This is a genomic window from Bradyrhizobium sp. 61 (genome assembly GCF_023073075.1).
GTDB lineage: Bacteria > Pseudomonadota > Alphaproteobacteria > Rhizobiales > Xanthobacteraceae > Bradyrhizobium > Bradyrhizobium barranii.
In genome coordinates, this window is sequence record NZ_JADPIU010000082.1 from 1 (window position 1) to 25,075 (window position 25,075).

Annotated in this window: 24 protein-coding genes and 1 pseudogene; 13 read left to right on the top strand and 12 right to left on the bottom strand. The window is 64.9% G+C overall.

What is annotated here, in order from left to right:
* Positions 1 to 143 precede the first annotated feature (143 nt).
* From IVB46_RS30945 to IVB46_RS30970, 6 genes and pseudogenes are all read right to left on the bottom strand, one after another.
* Positions 144 to 878, bottom strand: coding sequence for a thioredoxin family protein (locus tag IVB46_RS30945; RefSeq protein ID WP_247305809.1), 735 nt, complete (start codon positions 876 to 878; stop codon positions 144 to 146).
* Positions 879 to 894: 16 nt separating this feature from the next.
* A pseudogene (locus tag IVB46_RS30950) lies at positions 895 to 1,227 on the bottom strand (SRPBCC domain-containing protein); the annotation flags it as partial.
* An 11-nt stretch (positions 1,228 to 1,238) separates the two neighbouring features.
* The gene (locus IVB46_RS30955; RefSeq protein WP_071908970.1) at positions 1,239 to 1,715 is read right to left on the bottom strand and encodes a metalloregulator ArsR/SmtB family transcription factor; all 477 of its coding nucleotides are present in this window, start codon (positions 1,713 to 1,715) and stop codon (positions 1,239 to 1,241) included.
* Positions 1,716 to 1,815: 100 nt separating this feature from the next.
* Complete coding sequence (locus tag IVB46_RS30960) at positions 1,816 to 2,109, bottom strand: DUF3551 domain-containing protein (protein WP_321576601.1); 294 nt, start codon at positions 2,107 to 2,109, stop codon at positions 1,816 to 1,818.
* An 84-nt stretch (positions 2,110 to 2,193) separates the two neighbouring features.
* A complete protein-coding gene (locus IVB46_RS30965) occupies positions 2,194 to 2,472 on the bottom strand; it encodes a DUF3551 domain-containing protein (RefSeq protein ID WP_247305812.1) in 279 nt (92 codons plus the stop codon).
* Between the two features lie 149 nt (positions 2,473 to 2,621).
* The gene (locus IVB46_RS30970) at positions 2,622 to 3,596 is read right to left on the bottom strand and encodes a tripartite tricarboxylate transporter substrate binding protein (protein WP_071908968.1); all 975 of its coding nucleotides are present in this window, start codon (positions 3,594 to 3,596) and stop codon (positions 2,622 to 2,624) included.
* A gap of 121 nt (positions 3,597 to 3,717) precedes the next feature.
* Between IVB46_RS30970 and IVB46_RS30975 the strand changes: the two genes are divergently transcribed.
* Positions 3,718 to 4,137: a VOC family protein gene (locus IVB46_RS30975; RefSeq protein ID WP_247305830.1), complete on the top strand. Its 420-nt coding sequence runs from the start codon at positions 3,718 to 3,720 to the stop codon at positions 4,135 to 4,137.
* Positions 4,138 to 4,355: 218 nt separating this feature from the next.
* On the top strand, positions 4,356 to 5,936 hold the full coding sequence (locus tag IVB46_RS30980; protein ID WP_247305832.1) for an AMP-binding protein: 1,581 nt from the start codon (positions 4,356 to 4,358) through the stop codon (positions 5,934 to 5,936).
* A gap of 124 nt (positions 5,937 to 6,060) precedes the next feature.
* Here the strand turns inward: IVB46_RS30980 and IVB46_RS30985 are convergent, their stop codons facing one another.
* From IVB46_RS30985 to IVB46_RS30995, 3 genes are all read right to left on the bottom strand, one after another.
* Positions 6,061 to 7,155, bottom strand: coding sequence for an HD domain-containing phosphohydrolase (locus IVB46_RS30985; RefSeq protein ID WP_063980092.1), 1,095 nt, complete (start codon positions 7,153 to 7,155; stop codon positions 6,061 to 6,063).
* A gap of 412 nt (positions 7,156 to 7,567) precedes the next feature.
* Positions 7,568 to 9,850: a molybdopterin cofactor-binding domain-containing protein gene (locus IVB46_RS30990; RefSeq protein WP_247305834.1), complete on the bottom strand. Its 2,283-nt coding sequence runs from the start codon at positions 9,848 to 9,850 to the stop codon at positions 7,568 to 7,570.
* Positions 9,847 to 10,338: a (2Fe-2S)-binding protein gene (locus tag IVB46_RS30995; protein ID WP_014491023.1), complete on the bottom strand. Its 492-nt coding sequence runs from the start codon at positions 10,336 to 10,338 to the stop codon at positions 9,847 to 9,849. Before IVB46_RS30995 ends, IVB46_RS30990 begins: the two co-directional genes overlap by 4 nt.
* 314 nt (positions 10,339 to 10,652) lie before the next feature.
* Between IVB46_RS30995 and IVB46_RS31000 the strand changes: the two genes are divergently transcribed.
* The 4 genes from IVB46_RS31000 (at position 10,653) to IVB46_RS31015 (ending at position 13,206) form a co-directional block, all read left to right on the top strand.
* Positions 10,653 to 11,417, top strand: a complete 765-nt coding sequence (locus IVB46_RS31000) for an alpha/beta fold hydrolase (protein WP_247305835.1) — start codon at positions 10,653 to 10,655, stop codon at positions 11,415 to 11,417.
* A 24-nt stretch (positions 11,418 to 11,441) separates the two neighbouring features.
* A complete protein-coding gene (locus IVB46_RS31005) occupies positions 11,442 to 11,777 on the top strand; it encodes a hypothetical protein (protein ID WP_028151120.1) in 336 nt (111 codons plus the stop codon).
* 182 nt (positions 11,778 to 11,959) lie between these two features.
* A complete protein-coding gene (locus IVB46_RS31010; RefSeq protein WP_247305838.1) occupies positions 11,960 to 12,634 on the top strand; it encodes a dienelactone hydrolase family protein in 675 nt (224 codons plus the stop codon).
* Between the two features lie 92 nt (positions 12,635 to 12,726).
* Complete coding sequence (locus IVB46_RS31015; RefSeq protein ID WP_247305840.1) at positions 12,727 to 13,206, top strand: hypothetical protein; 480 nt, start codon at positions 12,727 to 12,729, stop codon at positions 13,204 to 13,206.
* 1 nt (position 13,207) lies between these two features.
* Here the strand turns inward: IVB46_RS31015 and IVB46_RS31020 are convergent, their stop codons facing one another.
* The 3 genes from IVB46_RS31020 to IVB46_RS31030 all read right to left on the bottom strand — a co-directional run bounded on the left by IVB46_RS31020 (position 13,208) and on the right by IVB46_RS31030 (position 15,254).
* The gene (locus IVB46_RS31020) at positions 13,208 to 13,954 is read right to left on the bottom strand and encodes a polysaccharide biosynthesis/export family protein (protein WP_028151117.1); all 747 of its coding nucleotides are present in this window, start codon (positions 13,952 to 13,954) and stop codon (positions 13,208 to 13,210) included.
* Positions 13,955 to 14,110: 156 nt separating this feature from the next.
* Complete coding sequence (msrA, locus tag IVB46_RS31025) at positions 14,111 to 14,767, bottom strand: peptide-methionine (S)-S-oxide reductase MsrA (RefSeq protein WP_247305858.1); 657 nt, start codon at positions 14,765 to 14,767, stop codon at positions 14,111 to 14,113.
* Positions 14,768 to 14,936: 169 nt separating this feature from the next.
* Positions 14,937 to 15,254, bottom strand: coding sequence for a hypothetical protein (locus IVB46_RS31030; RefSeq protein ID WP_208083689.1), 318 nt, complete (start codon positions 15,252 to 15,254; stop codon positions 14,937 to 14,939).
* A gap of 398 nt (positions 15,255 to 15,652) precedes the next feature.
* Between IVB46_RS31030 and rpsT the strand changes: the two genes are divergently transcribed.
* The 7 genes from rpsT to IVB46_RS31065 all read left to right on the top strand — a co-directional run bounded on the left by rpsT (position 15,653) and on the right by IVB46_RS31065 (position 24,833).
* Entirely contained in the window at positions 15,653 to 15,919 is a 267-nt protein-coding gene (rpsT, locus tag IVB46_RS31035; protein ID WP_028151115.1) for a 30S ribosomal protein S20, read from the top strand.
* 1,245 nt (positions 15,920 to 17,164) lie between these two features.
* Positions 17,165 to 18,577: a chromosomal replication initiator protein DnaA gene (gene dnaA / locus IVB46_RS31040; RefSeq protein WP_063980098.1), complete on the top strand. Its 1,413-nt coding sequence runs from the start codon at positions 17,165 to 17,167 to the stop codon at positions 18,575 to 18,577.
* A 280-nt stretch (positions 18,578 to 18,857) separates the two neighbouring features.
* Positions 18,858 to 19,976, top strand: a complete 1,119-nt coding sequence (gene dnaN, locus IVB46_RS31045) for a DNA polymerase III subunit beta (protein ID WP_014491013.1) — start codon at positions 18,858 to 18,860, stop codon at positions 19,974 to 19,976.
* Between the two features lie 127 nt (positions 19,977 to 20,103).
* On the top strand, positions 20,104 to 20,469 hold the full coding sequence (locus tag IVB46_RS31050) for a DUF559 domain-containing protein (RefSeq protein ID WP_166066147.1): 366 nt from the start codon (positions 20,104 to 20,106) through the stop codon (positions 20,467 to 20,469).
* Positions 20,470 to 20,558: 89 nt separating this feature from the next.
* Positions 20,559 to 21,695 carry a DNA replication/repair protein RecF gene (gene recF / locus IVB46_RS31055; RefSeq protein WP_166066146.1) on the top strand — a complete coding sequence of 379 codons (1,137 nt, stop codon included), beginning with the start codon at positions 20,559 to 20,561 and terminating at the stop codon, positions 21,693 to 21,695.
* Between the two features lie 119 nt (positions 21,696 to 21,814).
* The gene (locus IVB46_RS31060) at positions 21,815 to 22,558 is read left to right on the top strand and encodes a hypothetical protein (RefSeq protein ID WP_247305861.1); all 744 of its coding nucleotides are present in this window, start codon (positions 21,815 to 21,817) and stop codon (positions 22,556 to 22,558) included.
* Between the two features lie 106 nt (positions 22,559 to 22,664).
* Positions 22,665 to 24,833, top strand: coding sequence for a hypothetical protein (locus IVB46_RS31065; RefSeq protein WP_247305863.1), 2,169 nt, complete (start codon positions 22,665 to 22,667; stop codon positions 24,831 to 24,833).
* The last annotated feature ends 242 nt before the right edge of the window (positions 24,834 to 25,075 follow it).

Genomic DNA, 25,075 nt, shown 5'->3' on the forward strand with positions numbered 1-25,075 from the left:
TGCCGCCCACCAAGTCGCTATCATCGACTTGGCGAGCGGAAAAAGTGTCGGCTATGTCCCCGAACACCCGTCGGTCATGTCCCCGGGCTGAACATCAAGTCGGGCGATGACACCGTTGGTGTGGGCACAGCGCACCCGCCGTCTCACCCGTGGCAGCACGCCCCCTTCGCCTGCGGCTCGTACTGGTCGTGCAGGCGGACCCAGTCCATCGGATAGGGCAGGCCGTCCTCGTGACGACCGAGCGGGGTGAGGTCGAGGTACTGATAGGCCGCGTTCATCATGTCGAGACCGCGGGCGAAGCACGAATAGGTATGGAAGATCTCGCCGGCCTCGTTGCGATAGAACACGCTGATACCGGGCAGCTCCGGACCGTAGAACGGCGTGGTGCCGAAATTGTATTTCGGCACGCCCTTGTCGATCTGCTCGCGCGTGAACGAGACCTCGTAATCATAGTTGAAGTCGTTGCCCCCTGACGAGATCCAGTCGAAGGTCCAGCCCATCCGCTTCTTAAAGGCCTCGAGCTTGGCGCTAGGTGCCAGCGAGATCGCAACCGTGGAGGTGTCGCGCGCGGCGAGATGCGGCACCATGCGGTCGAGACCGTCGGCCCAGAACGAGCAGCTCTTGCACGCGGCCTCCCAGTCGGGTGCGAACATCACATGCTGCACCACGAGCTGCGGGCGGCCCCCGAAGAGATCGCCGAGCGTCACCTTGCCGTTCGGTCCGTCGAACACATAGTTCTTGTCGACTTTCACCCAGGGCAGTGCGCGGCGCTGCTCGGCGAGGCGCTCGCGGGCCTGGCTGAGCTCCTTCTCATGCGCCAGGTGGGCCTTGCGGGCCGCGATCCATTGCTCGCGCGAGACGATCTGATGTTGCTGCATGGTATCCTCCATGGTGTCAGGCGACGAAGGCGTCGAGCTTGTCGAGGCACGAGCTCCAGCCGCGCTGGTGATTGTCGCGTGCGGTTTCGTCGAAGAACTGGGCGTGATGGAAGATCATCAGCGTGCCGGCGCTATCCTGCTTCAGCGTGATCGTCACCAACGATTCGCGCTCCGGCGTCGAATGCCAGGCCCAGGTGAACACCAGCCGCTCGTTCGGCACGACCTCGCGATAGATGCCGCCGGCCTCGAAATATTCGCCGTCGTCGCCGGTGAAGCTGATGCGGTAGCGGCCACCGGTACGTACATCGAGCTCGGCGTCCAGCGTCGCCGGCTTCATGTTCGGCGGCCCGAACCACTGGACTAGCTGCGCGGCTTGCGTCCAGGCGGCGTAGACTTTCTCCGGCCGTGCGCGGAGCCGGCGCGTGAGCGTGAGGCTTGGACGTTCGTTTGGACGCTCGCTTGGACGTTCGGCTGTGCGGGGATCGGCGTTGACGGCTGCGTTGGCCATGTCTTGTCCTCCACGAAGGCGGCGAGGCGGTCGAACTTCTCGGACCAGAACTGCGCGTAGCGATTGAGCCAGTTCATCGCCTGCTCCATCGGCTGCGCGGTGAGCCGGCAGGACACCGTGCGTCCGGTCTTCTCCCGCACGATCAGGCCCGCATCCGTGAGCACGTCGAGATGCTTCATGATCGCCGGCAGCGAGACCGGAAACGGCGCGGCCAGCTCGCTCACCGACAGGCCGTCCCGCTCGCCGAGCCGCGCGAGAAGGGCACGCCGCGTCGGATCGGACAGCGCCGCAAAGGTCCGGTCGAGCGTCTCGTCTCTATACTTAACCATTTGGTTTAGTATAGACGTGAACGAGAAGGCGTCAAGCAGGAACCCGCGCGTCCGGATCTGCACGACTGCGTGATCAGGCAGTGCTCAGTGTGAGGCGCGACTAGTACGGACGAACGTACCGACCGCGTAGTGACGGCTGAAGCGGAGGCCGTACGGCCACCTGGGCAGGATTTTGCGCGCAATAGCCCTTGCGGCCCGACGCGCTCATCTGACACTGCTCGCGGGTCTGATAGGAGCAGTCGCCGGGATAGCCGTATTCCGAGTTCTGAATGCACCACGCGTAATCATAGTCCGCGCGCGCCGGGCTCCCGCCAGCGAGCCACACAAGGACTATGGTGCCCAGCACAAATTGCGCCTTGCCCATGACCGACCTCCCATGTTCGCCGCGCGACATGCGACCTCACAGAGTGAAAGGCTCGCGGAGCCGGTTTATTCCGGAGCGATCGCGCAAAAATACGCGGCCGCGCAATGCGCGCGGCTAGTACGGTGCGACGGGCCGCGCGCGACGGTGCGGCCGAGGTTGCGGCTGCGGCGCCTGGCCATAGGCCACAAGCGGATTGGGCCCGCAGTACAGCAAGCGGCCGGAGACGCTGGCCTGGCATTGCTCATAGGTGCTGTAGGCACATTCGCCGGGATAGTCATACTCGCCGCCCTGGGCGCACCAGGGATAGTCGCGGGCCGCCGCGGGCGTAACGGTGACGAAGCCGGCAAGGACCGTCGCGCCCAGCGTCAGCAGCGCCAATTGCGTCTTGCGCATGATCCAGACTCCTCTCTTCACAGGGCGAGATACGCGCCATGTATCATCAGGTTTCGCCGCGCCGTTTTATTCCAGATCAACGGAACGAAGTACGCAAGAAAAAAGCCCTGCCAGGCGGCAGGGCTCCAATCTCAGGGATCACAAGATCGCTACTCGACCTTCAGGCCGGCGAACTCGACGACCTTCTTCCACTTCTCGGTCTCGGCCTTGATCTCCTCGCCGAACGCCTCCGGCGTCTGCACGCGCGGCTCGCCGCCGAGTTCGACCAGACGCTTGGTCATGTCGGGCTCCTTCATGAGCGTATTGATCTCATTGTTGAGCTTGGCGATGATCTCCTTGGGTGTGTTCTTCGGCGCGCCCATGCCGAACAGCGCGCTGGCCTCGTAGTCCTTCACGGTCTCGGCGATAGCCTGTACGTCGGGCAGCTGCGGCGAGCGCTCCGTGGTGGTGACGCCGATCGCGCGAAGCGAGCCGGAGCGGATGTGCTGGATGATCGAGGGCATGTTGTCGAAGATCACCTGCACCTGGCCGCCGAGCATGTCGGTGATCGCCGGCGCCGCGCCGCGATAGGGCACGTGCTGCATCTTGCAGCCGGTCAGCGCCATGAACATCTCGCCGGACAGATGCACCGAGGTGCCGTTGCCGGACGAAGCCATGTTCACCTTGCCGGGATTGGCCTTCACATATTCGATGAACTCGGCGACGTTCTTGGCCGGAACGTCCTTGTTGACGGTCATCACGTTCGGCACCCGCTGGAACGAGGCCACCGGCGCGATGTCGCGCACGAAGTTGAATTTGAGGTTGGTGTAGAGCGACGCGTTGATGAAGTTGGCCGGATTGACCAGCTGCAGCGTGTAGCCGTCGGGCTCGGCATTGACGACCGATTCGGTGCCGATATTGTTGCCGGCGCCCGGCTTGTTCTCGATGACGAATTGCTGGCCGAGCCGTTCCGACAGCCGCTGACCGATCAGCCGCGCCAGGATGTCGGTGGCTCCGCCCGGCGGATAGCCGACCACCCATTTCACGGGCCGGGCCGGATAGTCGGCGGCAAGGGCCTTCGACAGCGGGGTGGCTGCAAGCGGACTGGCTGCGAGCAGGCCCAGCGCGGTACGGCGAGTGATCATCTCAAGGGTTCTCCCAACGTGTTGTTCTTGAAAGCCAGATGGCTTCAAAGTCGACGCGGTTGTAACAAAGCTTGCCGCAGGCGGAAAGTGCGCCCGGCGCATCACGACGAAAGGATAAGGCATGCCGGTCAAGGTCGAAGCCCTCGATCATCTCGTCATCAACGTCGCCGACGTCGCAGTGACCTCCGAGTGGTACCGCAAGATTCTCGGCATGGAAGTCAAGGTGTTCGACCCCGGTGGCGGCAAAGCGCCGCGGACTTCGTTGCAATTCGGTAACCAAAAGATCAACGTCCGGCCGCGCGATGCCGACAAGGTGGAGTGGTTCACCGCGGACCATCAGACCGCCGGCAGCGAGGATCTGTGCTTCCTCACCTCTGCCGCGCCCGACGAGGTGGTGGCGCATTTGACGGCACATGGCATTGCGATCGAGGAAGGCCCTGTTCCCAAGCAGGGCGCCCGCGGCACGCTGCGCTCGGTCTATTGCCGGGATCCCGATGGCAGCCTGATCGAGATTTCGTCGTACGAGGACGGTGGTCGATAGGACCGCGCTGCCTGCCCCATCGTCATTGCGAGGAGCCCTTGCGACGAAGCAATCCAGACTGCCCCCCGCGGAGACCGTCTGGATTGCTTCGCTGCGCTCGCAATGACGGCGGGGAGACGCCGCCCCGCCGATTTGCTCCCCGCGTCATCCGATGGCAGGAAGACGCAATCATCAAAAGGCAGCCGCCATCAAGATGCAGGCTGCACGGGGGGGGATTCATGCCTATCCAACAGACCGCCGCCGGACTCGTAGGACCGTTCGACGGGCTCGACGTGCCCTGGCTGCTGAAGATGCGCGCCGCGGTGCGCCGCGATCATGCGTTCCTGATCTGGGCGCCGTTCGACGCGCCGGCGCGGCGCTGGAGCTACGGCGAGTTTCACGAGCGCGTCGGCGCGCTCGCGGCGGGGCTCGCCAAGCGCGGCGTGAAGCCGGGCGAATATGTGCTCATTCATCTGGACAATTGCATCGAGGCGCTGCTGGCCTGGTTCGCCTGCGTCGAACTCGGCGCCATCGCGGTGACCACCAACACCCGCTCGGCGCCGGCGGAGATGGAATATTTCGCCGATCATTGCGGCGCGGTCGCTGCGATCACGCAACCGGCCTATGCAGAAATCGTCGCGCAAAACTGCCGCAACATCCGCTGGCTGGCGGTGACCTCGCACGATGCGGGCGCGGCGCCCGCGCAAGCGGTCTCGCGCGGCGACAGTTTCGATTCACTGTTCGCCGATAGCGCTGACCGGCCGCTTCGCGCGACCGACCCGTTCGCGCCGTGCAGCGTGCAGTACACGTCAGGCACGACCTCGCGCCCGAAGGCGGTGCTGTGGACCCATGCCAACGCGCTGTGGGGCGCCAAGATCAACGCCGCGCATGAGGACCTTCACGCCAGCGACGTGCACCAGACCTATCTGCCGCTGTTCCACACCAATGCGCTGGCCTATTCGATGCTGGCAACGCTGTGGGTCGGCGCCACCTGCGTGATCCAGCCACGGTTCTCCGCAAGCCGGTTCTGGGGCGTCGCGCGCGAGCACGGCTCGACCTGGACCTCGACGATTCCGTTCTGCATGAAGGCCCTGCTCGAGCAGGAGATCCCGAAAGACCACAAATTCCGCCTGTGGGGCACCGCGATCAACGAGCCGCCGGCATTTGCTGCGTTCGGCGTCAAGATGATCGGCTGGTGGGGCATGACCGAGACCATCACCCACGGCATCATCGGCGAAGTCGACCAGCCCAACATCCCGATGTCGATCGGGCGCGCGGCTCCCGAATATCAGATCCGCATCACCGACGATGACGGACGGCCGACCGAGGTCGGCGACACCGGCAATCTCTCGATCAAGGGCATCGTCGGGCTGTCGCTGTTCGCCGAGTATCTGCGCAATGAAAAGGCGACGCGCGAAAGCTTCGACGAGCACGGCTTCTTTCTCACCGGCGACCGCGTCGAGCGGCTGGAGAATGGCTTCATCAGGTTCGGCGACCGCGCCAAGGATATGCTGAAGGTCGGCGGCGAGAACGTCGCGGCCTCCGAGATCGAGCAGGTGATCGCGGTGGTAGCAGGCGTGCGCGAAGCCGCGGTGGTGGCGAAGAAGCACCCGATGCTGGACGAGGTGCCGGTTGTCTTCATCATCCCGCACGGCGGCGTCGCGGGCGCGGCGCCCGATCTGCATGATCGCGTGATGGCGGCCTGCGGCGCGGGACTCGCGGATTTCAAGGTGCCGCGCGAGATCAGGCTCGTCGACGACATGCCGCGCTCGACGCTGGAGAAGGTGGCGAAGGCGGAGCTAAGGAAGATGGTGGGGTGAGCGTCGCCACGCGGCACGCTGCCGTAGGGTGGGCAAAGCGAAGCGTGCCCACCATTTGGGTCGCAATTGAGGAAGCATGGTGGGCACGGCGCTTTGCGCCTTTGCCCACCCTACGAGACCGAATTCAAAACGATCCCAGCGCCACCGGGCGGAACGCCTGCAGCAGTTGCTGATCCAGCTTGCCGCCCATGCCTTCCATCATCGTGAAGGCGCGCGAGTGGGTGAAGGGCATGCGGTAAGCGCGCTTCTCCACCAGTGCCGCGTAGATGTCGACGATCGTCGTGACCCGCACGATGTCGCTGATCTGGTTCGACGACAGGCCGTTCGGATAGCCAGAGCCATCGAGGAATTCGTGGTGATGCAGCACGACGTCGAGCATCTCCGGCGGGAAGCCGCCTTGCTCCGCGAGCGCGTCATAGCCGCGACGCGGATGCTGGCGCACCTCGGCCATCTCCTCGTCGGTGAGCTTGCCCGGCTTGTCGAGCAGCACGGAGGGAACGAAGGCCTTGCCGACGTCGTGCAGCAACGCGGCGCGGGTCAGGCGACGCTGGTCGTCCTCGCGCATGCCGAGATGCTGCGCGAAGGCGACGGCGAAGCCGGTGACGAACAGGCAGTGGCGATAGCTGCCGACATGATGGCAGCCGACGGTGGTGAGCCATTCGCGCAGCGATGAATGCTTGATCGCCTTCAGGATCTTGCTCTCGGCGGCGATGACGTCGTCGAAGGTCAGGGGCACGCCGAGCGGCAGCTTCTCGAACATCTTCGCCAGCACCGCATGCGCCGCCTCGACGCCGCGGTTGAGCGTCTTGCCGCGATCGGTCGCGTCGTAAGTGGCGGTGTCGGGGAACGCGGCGCGGATGCGCTGAAGAATCGCATCGGGCTGCAGCGGCCGCGAGATCGTGTCGGTGGCGCCCAGCGCCCAGGCCTGCATGGTGCCGTGATGCAGGGCATCGGCGAGCACGAACAGCCGCGGCATCGTGCGATAGGCATCGCCGCGCAGCTTGTTGCGCACCCGCTGCACGCTCTCGGGCGAGCGCAGATTGATGTCGACCACGAGACCGGACAGATCGCGCGACGGCTGCTCGGGAATGTCCTGCGTCGTCACCGTCGAAACGTCGCCGACGGCCTTCAGGATGCTGGCAAGCTCGGTGCTCTCGTCGCTCCGGTCGGAAGCGAGCAAGAGCCGGCGTTTGGCGGCGGATTTGGCTGGCGCGTTCATGGCTTCCCCAGAGCACGGGAGTGTATTTGGCGTCAGCCTAAGCCGGATCAGGTTCTCCGGCCCTTAAGAGGCGTGCTCAATGGAACCTTGCGGAATTGCGCGCAATTTTAGGGAATTGGGGTCCCGGCACGGTTCCAATCGAAAACGGCGAAAACAACCCCATGCACAGTAGAACGGGCGTTGATGGGAAAGGGGAATTTTGGACGCTCTCGCCCACTCTCCGCTGTCGTCGCCCGGCTTGACCGGGCGACCCAGTACGCCGAGGCGGCGCGGCCGGAGCCGAGAGGCCGCAGCGTACTGGATGCCCCGCTTTCGCGGGGCATGACAGCGAGATTGTGGAGACGCCTACCAAAACAAATCCGCCGGAAGTTGCCCTCCGGCGGATCAGCTTACTTGGCAATTACGCCTCGCCTTACGCCTTCATCGCCCCCTTCACGGCTTCGGCCGTGATCGGCAGGGCGCGGATGCGGGCGCCTGAGGCGTTGAAGATGGCGTTGCCGATTGCCGGGGCGATGACCGTCACCGCGGGCTCGCCAACGCCGGTGGCCTTTTCGCCGTTGGCGATCACGGCGACGGCGACCTCGGGCATCTGGCTCATGCGCAAGGGCGTGTAGCTGTCGAAATTGGTCTGCTCGATGCCACCGTCCTTGAGCGTCGCCTTCTCGTACATCGCCAGCGACAGGCCCCACAGCGCCGCACCCTCGACCTGGGCACGGATGTTGTCGGGATGCACCTGCGTGCCGACGTCGGTTGCGACCGTGAGCTTCTTCACGGTCACCTCGCCCGACGGCGCCACCACGACATGGGCGACGCACGCCGTCCAGCTCGCGGTCGCGCGTTCCTGCGAGGAGACGCAGGCGACGCCCATGCCCTCGCCTTTCGGCAATTGCTTGGTGCCGTAGCCGGACAGCCCCATCGCGGCGAGCAACGTGTTGCGCAGCCGCTGCGCGCCGCCGTCGTTCTTGCCCTTGCCGTCGAGCAGCGCGATGCGGAACTGCGCCGGGTCCTTGCCGGTCGCAGCCGCGATCTCGTCGATCATGCTTTCGACCGCCCAGAACGTCCAGCCGGGCGCCACCGAGCGAAGTTGCCCGGACGGCGTCGCATTGTGCGCGAGCTCGTTCTTGATCGCGCGCACATAATGGTTGGGCACGGTGTAGAAGAAGTCGGCCCCATTCACCGTGAAGGAATCGAGCGGGCCCTTCTTGTCGACCGAGGGCGTCAGGAAATCAGGAATTCCCCAGCGCGCGGTCGGCCAGGCCGAGACGACGTCGTGGCTGAGCGCGACGAGCTTGCCGTCGCCGTCCACGCCGGCCTTGACCTTCTGGTAGGTGAGCGGACGCGAGAAATCCATCGTCATGTCGTTCTCGCGCGTGTAGATCACCTTCACCGGCTTGCCGATGGCCTTCGCCGCCTGCACCGCCGGCACCATCATGTCGGCATCGAGCCTGCGGCCAAAACCGCCGCCGAGCCACATCTGGTGCATCACCACGAACTTCGGATCGATCCCGGCGGCACCTGCCGCAATCGCGCCGGAGCGCGTCGCGAACTGGTTGCCGGAATAGATGTGCAGGATGTCGCCCTTGAACTCCGCCGTGGCGTTCATCGGCTCCATCGGCGCGTGGATGTTGATGCTGGTGGTGTACTCCGCCTCCAGCACTTTTGCGGCCGAGCCGAACGCCGCGTTGGGATCGCCATCCTTGACGAAGAACTGGCCGGAATCGTCGAGCTTCTGAAGCCGCTTGGCTTCGTCGAGCAGCGACTCGCTCGAGACCTTCGCGTTCGGACCGCCGTCATAGGCGATCTTCAGCGCCTGCGCCGCCTTCTTGGCATTGGCGTAGGTGCTGGCGACCGCGACGACCCAGCCCGATGTCGTGCCGGTCTTGTCGTCGAGGGTGATGGCCTTGATGAAGCCCGGCACCTTCTTCGCAGCCGAGTCGTCGACCGACTTCACCGTGGCGCCGAAGCGCACCGGCGGCGTCACCACCGCGCCATAGGCCATGCCCGGCAGCATCACGTCGATGCCGTACTTGGCCGTGCCGTTGGTCTTGGAGGGGATGTCGAGCTGCGGCACCGACACGCCGATCATGGTGTACTGGTCCGGCGTCTTCAGCTTGATCGCCTTCAGCTCGTCCGGCGTGAAGGTCTTGGTCGCCTTGCCGCTCTTCACGACGTCGGCGAATGACATCTGCTTCTTCGACTTCGGATGCGAGATCACGGAATCGCGCACCACGAGCTCTGACGCCGGCACGCCCATCGCGGCGGCCGCGCCTTCCGTCAATGCCGTCCGTCCGGCAGCGCCGGCCCGGCTCATCGCGTCGAAGTTCATCATGGTCGACCAGCTGCCGCCGGTGATCTGCGCACCCAGCACGGGGTCGTTGAACTTCGGATCGTTGGAGGCAAGCGCGACGCGCATGTCGCTCCACTTCGCGCCGAGCTCCTCGCAGACGATCTGGGCCATGGTGGAGGCGATGTGCTGGCCCATGTCGGCCTTGCCGCAGGTCACGGTGACCAGGCCATCGGGCGCGATCGCATACCAGACGCTCGGCTCGAAGTTCGACGGCGCAGCAAGCGCCTCACCGATGCCGGGCACGCCGGCATAGCCGAGCACGAGGCCGGTCGCTGCCGTGCCGACCAGGAAGGAGCGGCGGCTGAGATCTGATGTCTCGGGCGTGATGGTGTTCACGTGCTTATTCATGTGGGCCTCCGTTCGTTGCCGGAGACGGATGCGGTGCGCATCTCGGTGGCGGCGCGCATGATCGCCTTCTGGATCCGCGAATAGGTCATGCAACGGCAGAGATTGCCGTCCATATGCGCCACGACCTCCTCCTTGGTCGGATTGGCATTCTTGGCCAGCAGCGAGGCCGCCTGCATGATCTGACCGGACTGGCAGTAGCCGCATTGCGGCACCTGCTCGGCGATCCACGCCTTCTGCAGCGGATGATCGCCCTTGGCGGAGAGGCCTTCGATGGTGGTGATCTTCTTGCCGGCGACATCGCCGACCATAGTCTGGCACGAGCGCACGGCTTCGCCGTTGACGTGCACGGTACAGGCACCGCACAGCCCGGCACCGCAGCCGAACTTGGTGCCGGTCATCTGCAATTGCTCGCGGATCGCCCAGAGGAGCGGCGTGTCGTTCGCCGCATCCACGGACAGACTCCGCCCGTTGATGGTGAGAGTTGGCATAGGCGTCTTCCCCTGCCGGTGCATGAAGCCGCTTACGGCGGCAACTTGAACAGTGGACGCCCACCGGGCTGGCGCCCACCTTGATCGCAAGAATGATCGGGTTCGCAGCCAGAGGCAAATGCAATTTGGAATCGATCGAAACTATCGCGGCAGCTCAGTGTTGTGCGTTGCGACAACGGCACCCGATGCAGCGACTGGACGCAACAGAGAATGCATCAGGCATGCGTGCCATCGCGTTCAGGCAGTTTCTTCCAGGTAACCCGTCGGGCTAGGATCGACGCGAAAACAACAACCAGCATAAAGAGGCGGAAGCAATGCCAAGGATCGATCGGGACGGTGTCGGGATTTACTACGAAGTTCACGGCGAGGGTCCGCCGCTGTTGCTCACCCACGGCTATTCCTCGACCTCGGCGATGTGGCATGGCCAGGTCGACGCGCTTGCGAAGGACCACAAGCTCGTCCTGTGGGACATGCGCGGCCACGGCCAGTCCGACTATCCCGACGATCCCCATGCCTATAGCGAAGCGCTCACCGTCGGCGACATGGCCGCGATCCTCGATGCGGTCGGCGCCGAGCGCGCCATCATCGGCGGGCTCTCGCTTGGGGGCTACATGTCGCTCGCGTTCTATCGCGCTTATCCGCAACGCGCCCGTGCCCTGCTGATCATCGACACCGGTCCCGGCTTCAAGAAGGACGACGCGCGCGAGGCCTGGAATGCACGGGCGCTTGCGACCGCCGGCAAGCTCGACCATGAAGGCCTCGACATGCTGAAGTCGGCGACACGCGAGCGCGCCACTGCGAGCCATCGCAACGCCAGGGGATTGGCGCTCGCCGCACGCGGCATGCTGACCCAGCGCGACGCCCGCGTGATCGAGCTGCTCCCCGACATCAAGGTGCCGTCGCTCGTCGTGGTCGGCGCCGACGACGCGCCGTTCCTCGCCGCGTCCGACTACATGGCCGCAAAGATCCCCGGCGCACAAAAGCTCGTGATCCCCGCCGCCGGTCACGCCGTCAACATCGATCAGCCCAAGGCTTTTATTGACGCGGTGACGCCTTTCCTGAAGAACTTGCCGGGATAGAACGGTCGGACAGGGACACTGGCAATGAAGCAAGCGATACTGGCTGCGAGCGCGGTGCTGCTATCGATGTCTGCGCAGGCAGAACCGTTCGGCGGCACGCCGCCGCGCCGGCCCTTCGTTGCGACCTTGTCGAACAACACGCCGCTCGCCTTCGGCATGGATGCCGAGCAGACCGCGCGGGCACTGGGGCAGCCTCTGCAATATGTGCGCGGGCGGCCCGGCAACGAGATCTATCTCGCGCTTCGCAACCTCGGCGGCAGCGGACTGATCCCCTACCGTCACCGCCTGTTCCTGCAGTTCCGTCACGGACGGCTGGCAGGATGGAAGGAAGACTACGGCGAGAACTGGATGTGGGAGTGAGTGCGGAGCACAGCCGCCTCCCCTCATCCTGAGGAGCTTGCGAAGCAAGCGTCTCGAAGGATGAAGGCCACGCTGATGCGTCACGGGCCTCTGATCCTTCGAGACGCGCTCCGCTGGAGCGCTCCTCAGGATGAGGGCAGAGAGCTGAAATTTCGGATCGACAACCAAGAAGGACAACCCGCGTGGGACAAGACATCAAGCTGACGGCTTCCGACAATTTCCAGCTCGGCGCCTATCGCGCTGATCCCTCAGGCGCCCCGAAGGGCGCGGTGGTGGTGATCCAGGAGATCTTTGGGGTCAATCACCACATCCGCTCGGTCTGCGACCGCATCGCTAGGGAAGGCTATGTCGCGATCGCGCCGTCGATCTTCGACCGGACCTCGCCGAACTTCCAGTCGGGCTACACGCCCGACGAGATCGCCGAGGCGCGCAAGTTCGTCGCCAGTCCCGACTGGGACGCGATGCTGCGCGACACCCAGGCCGCGATCGACGCGGTGAAGAACGTCGGGCCGGTCGGCATCATCGGCTTTTGCCTGGGCGGCAGCGTCGCCTTTGTCGCGGCGACGCGGCTGTCGGGCCTCAAGGCCGCGATCGGCTATTACGGCGGCGCCGTGGTGCGCTTCGCCGACGAGAAACCGAAGGTGCCGACACAACTGCATTTCGGCGAGAAGGACGCCGGCATTCCCCTGACCGACGTCGAGACCGTCAAGGCGAAGCGGCCGGATGTGGAGGTCTTCATCTATCCAGGCGCCCAGCACGGCTTCCATTGCGACGAGCGGCCGAGCTACGACAAGGCGAGCTCGGATGTCGCCTGGCCGCGCAGCCTGGCGTTTTTCGCGAAGCATCTGACGAAGTAGCGCGCGCCACTCAGAGCAGGAATCGGGTGGCTGCATCACGGCGCCCGGCGATAGAGCTGGCCGATCAAGCCAACTCGCGCCGGGAGATCGCCATGCAGCTAGCCATCACGCACCTCGTCATCCGCAATCCGTTCGGAACCATGGACGTCCCGGGCCCGGACGATTCTGAAGTCATGGACTACGCGGCGACCGCCACGCTGGCCGGCGATGCGGCCGACATCAACGCGGCGGCATGGACATCCATTGCCGCCCTCTCCGATCCGCTCGAAGGCATCTGGGCTAGCAGATGGAATGGTGGCGCCGATCCGACCATTGCAGGCGATACGCCGGACACATGGAAAGAGGGGCGCGCTGAAGTCCGCGTCGCGGGGAGCCGGATCTATCTGCGTTTCGACTGGGACCATGGCCGCCGGCACGGCCTGATCGATGCTGCGCGCGAGGGCGCGCGCCTGGTCGGAAAGTACATCAATCTGACCACGCCTGCGATCACGCGGCCATGGGTCGGGCTCGTGGTCGATGGCACGCGCATCGACGGATGCTTTCCGAACGGACGGCTGGATTTCAGGCGGTGAGCTAGAACCAGCGCTCGCCGACGAACACGGTGTCGCCGGGGCTCAATGGAGTGCCGAGCGGGACGATGGCGCGCATCGCGCCGCCGGCTTCGGTGTGCGTGACGGTGACCACGTCGCGCTTGGCGCGGGGCGAGAAGCCGCCGGCGATCGCGACCGCGCTTTCGACCGTCATGTTCGGCACATAAGGATATTGGCCGGGCGCGGTGACTTCGCCGAGGATGAAGAACGGGCGGTAGGCTTCGATCTCGACCGCGACCGAGGGCTCGCGGATGTAACCGTTGCGCAGGCGCGCGGCGATTTCACCAGCGAGACCCGCCGGGGTGCGGCCGCGGGCCGGCACCCCGCCGATCAGCGGCATGGTGATCGAACCGCCGGCATCGATGGCGTAGCTGTTGGTGAGGCCTTCCTGGCCGTAGACCACGACGCGCAGCCTGTCGCCGGCATCGAGATGATAGGAGGAGTCGTAGCGCACCGGCGCCGCCATCGGCGCGGCGTAGCCGACCGGCATGGGCGCAGGCGACGAGGCAAAGGAATTGCGCAGCGCGCCGATGGCGCCGCCACCGTCGGCGACGACGACCGGCTGTGGTGCGCCATAGGGCTGACCATAGGCCATGGAGTCGAGATCGGCACGGGGCTGCATGACCGCGACGGGACCGGCGGTCTGCATGCAGCCGCCGAGGGCAAGCGCGGCGGACGCTGCCAAGGAGGCTGTCAAGATCGACCATCGAAACGCGCGTGCAACCGGCACCGGACCTAATCCCTCGAAACGAGACGGCCCCAGTCTTGCACTGGTTATGGTTAACAAAGCGTTGAGGGGGGCAGCGCGGCAATGCGGATGCGATGACACCGCACACTCCGTCATGCCCGGGCTTGTCCCGGGCATGACGAGTTGTTCGTGGCGAGCTTACGCGCTCACACCCACGCCGATCGGGCAGGACACGCCGGTGCCACCGAGGCCGCAATAGCCGGCGGGGTTCTTCGCCAGATATTGCTGATGGTAGTCCTCGGCGAAATAGAACGCGCCGGCGGGCGCGATCTCGGTGGTGATGGCGCCGAGACCTTTTGCGGCAAGCGCCTTCTGATAGAGCGCCTTCGATTCATCGGCCGCTTTCTTCTGCGCATCTGAATAAGTGTAGATCGCGCTTCGGTACTGCGTGCCGACATCGTTGCCCTGGCGCATGCCCTGCGTCGGGTTGTGGCTCTCCCAGAACGTCTTCAGGAGTTTCTCGTAAGAGATTTTCTTCGGATCGAACACGACCAGCACCACTTCGGTGTGGCCGGTGCGTCCCGAACAGGTCTCCTCATAGGTCGGGTTCGGCGTGTGGCCGCCGGCATAGCCGACAGCGGTCGCGTAAACACCGTCGCCGAGCTGCCAGAATTTGCGCTCGGCGCCCCAGAAGCAGCCGAGCCCGAACACGGCCTGCTCGAGGCCCGCAGGATAAGGCGGCTGCAACTTCGCGCCGTTGACGAAATGGGTGGTCGCGGTGGGAATGGCTTGCGCACGGCCCGACAGCGCCTCCGTGGCGCTCGGCAATGCGGTGGTCTTGCGCATGAACAGCATGATTGGCTCTCCGAGACGAGCTGTCCGTCGCTTGAGCCAATGCAACAAGCCAAGGGCTCAGGCGGCGCGCTCGCGATCAAGGTGGGAATAATAGGTATCTACGCAGGAGGGAGCAGCCCTGTTACGGCTGCCGTCAACGCGAGGTTCAGTCTCGGCGGGAATTGAAAGATCAATCCCGGGAATATCCGATCAAGGGCTTCCGCGGGCGGAACAGGATCATCAGCAGGATGCCCAAAATGCCGAGCACAGCGAAAACCGGCTGATCCAGCACCAGGCGGATCACCGAGGTCCAGAGCCAGGGTGCCTTGGCCTCGACCCAGGTGCGGAACGCCGTCTGGCTGGCCTGGTTGATGTCGTTCCAGAACTGGCCGAACCGGGTGAACCGCAGGGTCTGGTCGGCCACCCAGCGGGCGCCGTCATAGACCATGAAGATGAACCCGCCGGCCAGCAGCAACAGCCCAATCAGTCGGAAAATGCCGCGGATCATGCCTCACCTATATGGTCGTCCGATCGGACGACCTCTGCAATGCCGCCAGCCAATAGCCGGGCGACGGCAGAAATTCAACCTCTTCAGGGCGTTACGGCGCGCGCTGGGGCGCCCAAGGCCTGTTTTCCAGCCCCGGAAAGCGTTGACGGTGCCGCAGACCCCCTCTATAAGGGCGCCAACTGGCGGTGGGCGCAATCCTGCCGCCGCTGTTCTTTGAGCAGTTGCAGGCTCCATGAGCTTTAAAGGCTTGGAGCCTCAGAGACGACCGCAAGGCCGTCGCTCATGTTCCGGGAACAGCCCAGCAACCGAACACCCTAAATCCGAGCGTCGATTAAGCGGTCAAGCAGCCGGCGCTACCCGACCAAGACGCGACCGGTACCGCAAAGGATATTGAGACCATGGCCAATACCACTTCCGCCAAGAAAGCGACGCGCAAGATCGCCCGCCGCACCGCCGTCAACAAGTCGCGCCGCACCCAGATGCGCGGTGCCGTGCGTACCGTCGAAGAAGCCATCGCGACCGGCGACCGCGCCGCCGCGCTGAAGGCGATGGCGAGCGCCGAGCCCGCGCTGATGCAGGCCGCGCAGCGCAACATCGTTCACAAGAACAACGCGAGCCGCAAAGTCTCCCGGCTCACCGCGCAGATCGCCAAGCTCGCGAAATAAGTTCGTCGAGTCATCCGATCGACTGATCGGATCGACATCGCGCTCGTCAATCAGCCCGGCTCGCGCCGGGCTTTTTGTTGCCTGTCACAATTCACGCTTGCGGTCGTTGGGCGACCACTCTTCCGTTGGAAGACTCGTGTCGTCTTCGCTGCGCTGCGCCCGTAATTTCACTGGCGGATGTTTTTGCAACAGCGGAAACTTTCACTGCGCTGCGAAAAACCCCTGCGGGGCGGGCTTAAGTTGAATCCGCGCGCGCGAGAGTTCTGCACACCGTAGTTTTCCCGGAACCGGTTCGCGATGGAGTTACCCTGCGAAACGAGACTCAAAAAGCGGTGTCTCAATAATCACTTATCGACATAGCGCCGACAAGCATTTGGAAAAATTGCCCGCAAGGCGTGCGCGTGACGCTTTTGTAAAAAATTTTTGGCGGTGGCGGAGATTTGTCACATGACGCGCGGCGCCTTCGAATCTGTGCACGGATTCAAACTCTTGCTCGCAAGCCTGTGCACAACTCCCGCGCGCCGTTAACGCTGGTCAAGTTTTTAGTCGCCTCAAGTGTGAATCAATTTCGTTGCGAGTCTTTCCGCATAGTGTATTCCTTAAGTCGTCCGCAGCGCCCACGATCTCAAGACCAGCGCGGTTTTAGAAACGGGGCGAGCGTGCAAATCGGCGGCGGTGTGCACGTAGGCGACGCTTCAACAAGCGATTGTCGGTTCAAAACCCATAGCAATATGGGAACGGTAGCTCTTTGTCTGAATGTCTCCAAGTGGGATCTTCGATCCCGCTCGCGCCAGACGCAAACGAGAGATGTCATGAAACTACCGCGACACACGTGATGGCGTAGCCGAGCGGACGAACAGTGCAGACGGGCGGGACATCGGCGACTTCAGTCGCAGTTGTCTTCAGGACACGCAGGACCTTGCCGTGAGCAATCACGGCAGGACGGGGAGGGTATCATGTCTTACGGACTCAACGCGGTATTGAAACAAGCCACCTACTCCAACGATGCCGGTTTAGATCAGCCCAACCTCCAGCCTCCCGCGTGTGACGGAGCGCCGAGTACGCGCTGACCTCGCGACCCCTCCATCTCTGACATCGCCAATCCGACCCGCGGCGTTCGCGCTGAACGGCGGAGCTGTGTCCGACGATGAAATCGCTCGAGGTCGTGCCCTTTGAAGGATCCTGACGGGACCCCTTCATGGCACTCACAACGCAACTTTATCTCTCAATAGAAGTTTTTTGACGATGAACACATCGGAACAGGATCGCTGGTCACGCGTGAAGAGTCGGCTGCGCTCGAACGTAGGCGAAGACGTCTATACGAGCTGGTTCGCCCGTATGGATCTGGAAGGCGTGCAGGAGGAGAGCGTGCGGCTCTCGGTGCCGACGCGCTTCCTGAAGAGCTGGATTCAGGCGCATTATGCCGAGCGCGTACTGTCGTGCTGGCAGGCCGAGGCGCCGGAAGTGCATCGCATCGATCTCACCGTTCGCTCCGCGGTACGCCCGGTCGTGCAGCAGAAGGAGACGCCTGCGCCGGTCGAAACACGCCGCGCGCCCGCGCCGGAACTGCGCTCGACGGCGACTGCGCCGGTCTCCGCAAATCATGACGCGCTCGGCGGCTCGCCGCTCGATCCGCGCCTGACCTTTGCAAGCTTCGTCGTCGGCCGCTCCAACACGCTGGCGCATGCGGCGGCACGTCAGGTCGCCGAAGGGCGTCGCGGCGATCCCGTCATGTTCAACCCGCTCTACATCCATGCGGGCGTTGGCCTCGGCAAGACGCATCTGCTCCAGGCCGTGACCTGGGCCGGCAATTCCGGCAACGAGCGCAAGGTGCTGTATCTCACGGCTGAAAAATTCATGTACGGCTTCGTCGCTGCGCTGAAGACGCAGACGGCGCTCGCCTTCAAGGAAGCGCTGCGCGGCATCGACGTGCTCGTGATCGACGACCTCCAGTTCCTCCAGGGCAAGTCGACCCAAGCCGAATTCTGTCACACGCTGAACGCGCTGATCGATGCCGGCCGCCAGGTCGTGATCGCGGCCGACCGTCCGCCGTCCGACCTCGAAAGCCTCGACGATCGCGTGCGCTCGCGCCTCGCCGGCGGTCTCGTGGTCGAGATGGGCTCGCTCGGCGAAGAACTGCGGCATGGCATCCTGAAGTCGCGCGTCGCGGCGGCCCGCGCCCATCACGCCACCTTCGACGTACCGGAGGAGGTGCTGCTCTATCTGGCGCGCACCATCACCCATAACGGCCGCGACCTCGAAGGCGCGATCAACCGGCTTCTCGCGCATTCGAAGCTGAACAACCAGCCGGTGACGCTGGAGATGGCCGAGCGCGAGGTGCGCGATCTGGTCCGGCCGCAGGAGCCGAAGCGGATCAAGATCGAGGACATCCAGCGCGTGGTGGCGCGACAGTATAATGTCAGCCGTTCCGACCTCCTGTCCTCGCGCCGCACCGCCAACGTGGTCCGTCCGCGCCAGGTGGCGATGTATCTCGCCAAGACGCTGACCCTGCGCTCGCTGCCCGAGATCGGCCGCCGCTTCGGCGGGCGCGACCACACCACGGTGCTGCACGCCGTGCGCAAGATCGAGGCGCTGGTCAACAAGGACACGGCGCTGTCCGAGGAAGTCGAGTCGCTGAAGCGCCAGCTTCAGGAATAAACGCCTAAGGCTCCTGCCATTCTCCCGCCGCCCCGGCCATGCCTGGGCGGCGGTGTTCGTTTGTCGGGACGGCCGCCCTCCTTTTGGGCTGTAAATCGTGGGGAACCACCCCGCAATCCCTTGAAACGGATGGCTTTCCGCGCCACCTTGCGCGACCCTGACGGCTTTGGTCATATCGGCTGGATGATCCGGCTTTTCGGGGTCTTCGATGCCGTGGCGCGCGTCCCGCCGCCCGGCTTTTCCAACGTTGTGTTTCCTTGGGGATCGGGCGAGTAGTGCAATGAAGGTTACGGTCGAACGCGCGCAACTCCTGAAATCGCTGGGTCATGTCCACCGCGTGGTCGAGCGCCGCAACACCATTCCGATCCTCGGCAACGTGCTGGTCCGCGCCGAGAACGCGAAATTGTCGCTGAAGGCGACCGACCTCGACCTCGAGGTGACGGAGACGCTCCCGGCCGAAACCGCGACCGCGGGCTCCACCACCGTGCCGGCGCACATGTTCTACGACATCGTGCGCAAGCTGCCTGATGGCTCGCAGATCGTGCTGGAGGCCGACGGCGACCGCGCCGTGCTGGCGATCCGCGCCGGCCGCTCGCGCTTCACGCTGCAGACCCTGCCGGAGAATGATTTCCCGGATCTTGCCGCCGGCGACATGTCGCACTCGTTCTCGCTCGCCGCCAAGGACGTCAAGCGGCTGATCGACCGCACCCAGTTCGCGATCTCGACCGAAGAGACGCGCTATTATCTCAACGGCATCTATCTCCACGCCGCGGGCACGGCCACGGCCGCCACCCTGCGCGGCGTTGCCACCGACGGCCACCGCCTCGCCCAGCTCGACCTGGTCCAGCCCAAGGGCGCCGACGGCATGCCCGGCGTGATCGTGCCGCGGAAAACCGTCGGCGAGGTGCAGCGCCTGATCGAGGACAACGAGGCCGAAGTCACGATCGAGCTGTCGCAGGCAAAGATCCGCTTCACCATCGGCAATGTGGTGCTGACCTCGAAGCTGATCGACGGCACCTTCCCCGACTATGGCCGCGTGATCCCGCAGGGCAACGACAAGGAACTCGTCGTCGACAAGAAGGATTTCGAGAACGCGGTCGACCGCGTCTCCACCATCTCCAGCGAGCGCGGCCGGGCCGTGAAGCTCTCGCTGTCGCCGGGCAAGCTGGTGCTGTCAGTCACCAACCCTGATTCCGGCAGCGCGACCGAAGAGCTCGAAGTCGAATACGCCTCCGACGCCCTCGATATCGGCTTCAACTCGCGCTACCTCCTCGACATCGCCGCCCAGATCGAAGGCGACGTCGCCACGCTGAAGCTCGCCGACCCCGGCTCGCCGACGCTGGTGCAGGACAAGGACGACAAGAGCGCGCTTTACGTGCTGATGCCGATGCGGGTGTGAGGGACGTGTTCCCTCGCCAGCGCACACTGCCGTTAGACCCAAGCGCGATGCACGTTACTGCGCCCTCTCCCCTTGTGGGAGAGGGCTGCACCGGTGTTTGACGCAAACTCACTTGGGTGAGGGGTTGGTGCCACGAGACCCGTCCCATCGACCGACTTCCCCGCCTCTCCGCCAATTTGCAAGGAAGATGAGGCACGAGCCGACTGACGCCGAAAGGGCAATGTGGCGCTTGCTGAGGGATCGTCGGCTCTCCACATTCAAGTTTCGCCGACAGGAGCCGTTCAAGAACTACATTCTCGACTTTGTCTGTTTCGAGAAAAGACTCGTGATCGAGATTGACGGAAGCCAACATGCCGAATCAGAAAGCGACGCAGCTCGTGACGCGGCCTTGTCCGCCGAAGGTTTCGCCATAGCGCGCTACTGGAACAATGACGTGCTGCAGCAACCCACTTCTGTGTTGGAAGACATCCTTGCAAAGCTTGCCGGGCGGTAAGATACCCCTCACCCGTCGCCTCACTTCGTGAGGCGCCACCCTCCCCCACAAGGGGGGAGGGGAAGAATCGCGTCCATGACGAAGAACTGATGACCCCCTCCCGCATTCAACGCCTGACGCTGACGCATTTTCGCAATTACCGGGCGGCGGGGCTCGAGACGGCGGCTGACATGGTGGCGCTGGTCGGGCCGAACGGGGCCGGCAAGACCAATTGCATCGAGGCGATCTCGTTCCTGTCGCCAGGCCGCGGCTTGCGGCGCGCCACACTGGAAGATGTCGCCGACAACCAGGGCGACGGCTCCTGGGCCGTGTCCGCGCAGGTCGAGGGCGCGCTGGGGCTCGCCACGCTCGGCACCGGCATCGACGCGCCACGCGCGGACGCCGCAGTCAGCCGGCGCTGCCGCATCGACCGCGAGCCGGTCAATTCGGCCACCGCCTTCGGCGACCATATCCGCATGGTGTGGCTGACGCCGGCGATGGACGGGCTGTTCATGGGCGCGGCCTCCGAGCGGCGGCGCTTCTTCGACCGCCTGGTGCTGGCCATCGACAGCGAGCATTCCAGCCGCATCTCCGCGCTCGAACGCTCCCTGCGCTCGCGCAACCGCCTGCTCGAGACGCGCAATTACGACGACCATTGGTGTGATGCGATCGAGCGCGAGACCGCAGAGCTTGCGGTCGCGGTCGCCGCAACGCGCGGCCAGACCGCAGCGCGGCTGACCGGCATGCTCAACGCCCGCGCGCAGGCATCCGCCTTTCCGTCCGCGCAAATCGCGCTGGATGGCTGGATGGAGAACGCGCTGCTCAACGAGACCGCGACGTCGGTCGAGGACCGCTACCGCCAGATCCTGCGCGACAACCGCCCGCGCGATGCCATCGCCGGCCGCACCACCGACGGCCCGCACCTCACCGATCTCCAGGTGATCTATGCGCCGAAAAGCATGCCGGCGCGCGATGCCTCGACCGGCGAGCAGAAGGCGCTGCTGATTGGCCTCGTGCTGGCGCATGCGAGCCTGGTCGCTGAGATGACCGGCATCGTGCCGCTGCTGCTGCTCGACGAGGTCGTCGCGCATCTCGATCCGAACCGGCGCGCGGCGCTGTTCGAGGAGCTGCGCAAGCTCGGCGCGCAGGTGTGGCTGACCGGCGCCGACCCCGCCGCCTTCGCCGACATTGGCGCAGGCGGCGACGTCTTTGACGTCGAGAGCGGACGTGTCTCTGCCCGGCGCTAGACCGCGCCGTTGAACCCGGCCGTTTGCAATCGCGACTAGCCTTTGAGGCCGCGGCGATGCCTGTCACGGCCTTCGCCAGCGCGCAAATGACATCACGCGCGAAAACCCTGGAGAATGAGATGCGGACGGTAAGGACCGGGGCGCGAGTCCCGGCTCAATGGCTGGCCTTTGCGTGCGGCCTGCTCTTGCTCGCGGTCTGCATGCTCGCAGCAAGCGCCAGCGCCTGGGTGCCGCATCTGTCGCCGCTGTTCGCGTCGGCGCTCACGCCGGACCCCGCTGCCAAGCTGCCCGCGCCGACCCGTTACAGCTACCGAGGAACGCACACCACCGTCGTCAAGGGCATTGAAACGCCGCTCCGCACAAGGCTGGAGGCCACCGTGCCCGCCGAGCTCAGCGACGTCCTCGCTTTCTACCGCACCGAGCTCAGCAAGCTCGGCTGGCAGGAGCAGCGCGATGGCGCGGTGGTCTCCGCCGATCACGTCCAGCTCGCCTTCGCCTCCCCGCTCGGACCTGGCATGCTGGCGCTCGACCGCAAGGACGCCAGCACCGCCGTCAATCTCGTGCAGAAGAACGCATCTGTCGCGGCCAATGCGAACGTGATGCCCGAGCCCGGCCAGGCGAAGCTGGTGTTCTCCAATATCAGCGAAACGGAAGCCACGCTCACGATCAACGACCGGACCATCAAGCACGCCGCCGGCGCCTACGCGGTTTCGCTGGATCTGCAGCCCGGCAGATATTCCTACGAGGTGAGCGTGCCGGGCCATCCAGCCACGACGAACATCCTCAACTTCGCCGCCGGCGATACCTGGGAGCTTACGGTCGGGCGCGACGGAGAGGCATGGTCGCCGCTCCTGCTGTATTGAACCTCACGGGTTTCTGCCGCGACTTCTCGTCTGAGGCCGCGCCGACGGTGTCGCAGGCTGCAAATGCGCACGCCTGAGCCGTGCGCGATATCCTGGAGACGTGACGATGTCGATGATCCCGCGCGGGACCCAAGTCCCGGCACGATGGCAGCTGCTTGCCTGCGGCCTTGTCCTGATGGCGAGCTGCTCGATCGCGGCCGCCGCCGACGGAGGCATCGTCGACGTCCATGCGCTGCCGCAGCTCGAGGGCGCGGTGGAAGACACCTCGCGCCCCGATCCCTACCGCGTCGAATACCGCATACCGACGCCGGAAGCCGTGACGTCGCCGGCGGTGAAGAAACTCCTGAGCGCCGACGGCTGGGTGCCCTATGTGCGGCCGCTGGAGGAGAAGAGCACCACGCTGAACTTCAAGAAGGGACGGCTGGGCCTTTCGGTTCACTTCACGCAGGCCCTCGGCCGGCCCGATCAATCCGTGGTCTACTACACGACCGACCGGATCTACGGGAATGTGCCGTTTCCGGACGGCGCGAGCGACATCATGTTCGATGGGACCCGGCCCTATCTCGGCTGCATCGCGCCCAGCGCGCTCGATGCGACGTCGGATTTCTACGCCAGCCAGATGGCCACGATCGGCTGGCAAAAACTCACGCCGGAAACCGCCGCGCGCTGGACGACCAGCCTGGATGAAGCCGTTCCCAACGGCCTGCGCGCCTTCTACGCGCACCCTGACAGCAAGGACACCGGCTTCTACCAGCAGAAGCCGGTCATGCTGACGCTGACGCGCCGCGACGACGGCCGTACCAATGTCGATATCCGCGTCGCGCCCTTCGCCCTGCCCAGCGAGCTCAAGGCCGATGACGATCTGGCCGGCCTGCCGCGGCCGAATCCGACCAAGACGGCCAGGGGCCTCGGCAGCGCAAGCTCCAACAAGCGCGAGATGTCGGCCGCCGCGATGGCCGAGCTGCCCGCCGTGCTGGCCTTCTATCACCGCGAGCTCGCCGCGCGCGGCTGGCAGGAAGATGGCAGCGCGCCGCTCGCGCCCGGCGACGAGGTCGCGATCAAGATCTCCAACGCCGAGGAAACCGGCGTGCTGCGGCTCGGCCGCAAATACGATTTCACCATGGTCAGCCTGACCGCGCAGGTGAAGGACTCCGCGCTTGCCGCCCGCGCCAAGGCGAAGAAGGAGGCCGACGACAAGTTCTTCAGCGATGCCGCAGCAGCCGCACAGAAGATGATCGCCGCCGACGAGGCGCGGCGCAAGGTGCAGGCCGCCGGACTCTCCGATGCGCCGCTCAATGCGCTCGCCGACAGCAAGACACCGGTGCCGCTGCCCGAGACCGCCGAAGGCGTGACGTTCGAAGGCGGCGACGGCCGGCTCGAATTCTCTTCCACGTCGAGCGTGAAGGCGCTCGGCAGCTTCTACCGCGCATCGCTGAAGAACGCGGGCTGGAAAGAGCAACCCTCCGTCATCAACCAGCCCAACATGGCGGTGATGGAATTCTCCAAGGCCGGCAAATCGATCTCGATGACCGTGATGCAGATGGGCCCCAAGGTGAATGTCAGCGCCACCGGATCGGGCCTCATGGTGGCTGCGGCGAAGCCGGTTGAGGCCAAATCGGCAGAAGCAAAGCCGATCCAAGCCAAATCGACCGAGCCGCTGAAGCCCGATCCCGATTCCGCCCTGCCGGTGCCGACGCAGCGCAGCTCAAGCGGGATCAGCTCGACGAAATTCCCCGGAAGCGACCAGTCGTTCCGCAAGGAGCTTGAAGCCAGCATTCCGGCTGAGCTCTCAGATGTCCTCGCCTTCTATCGCGCAGAGCTCACCAAGCGCGGCTGGCAGGAAAAGACTGACGGCGCAACGGTCACCGCCGATCGAGCGGAGCTGGCGTTCACCTCGCCGGAAGGTCCGGCCATGCTGAAGCTCGGCCGCGCCAGGGAGGAGACAACGGTCAGCCTGGTGCAGCGGAATCCGCAGGCCGCGGCCAAGGCCGACATCATGCCCAAGGCGGGCCAGGCCAGGCTGATGCTCGGCAACATCGGGCCGAAGGAGGCGTCGCTGACGATCAACAAGCAGACCATCAAGATCGCGGCCGGCGCCGGCGGCCCGCAATCACCGAAGGGCCCGATGCTCGACCTGCCGCCCGGCAAGTACCAGTACGCGCTGCGTATGCCCGGTCAGCCCGCCCGCACCGACACCCTCACCGTTGCCGCCGGCGATGCCTGGGGCCTCCTGGTGGGGCCAAGCGGCGACGTGCTTCCGCTGCAAATGTATTGAGGTGCGACGAAGCAGGTGCGCCCACGCGCAGCCGGCGTTTCGGACCCGTGGGCGGAAAGTTGATCTAGATCAACGGAGCGTTGCGGCATCGCGTCCCGAATAGGCGTCAACAGGGTTCTGACGTCTCCAAGAGGGAGCTTCCAATGACGCGTACCCGTCACGTTGACGATAGCTCAAAGCCAGAAAGCCGCTTACTAAACCACCGCAACTTGCTGCTTTGCGGCACCGCACTGACCGTCGCT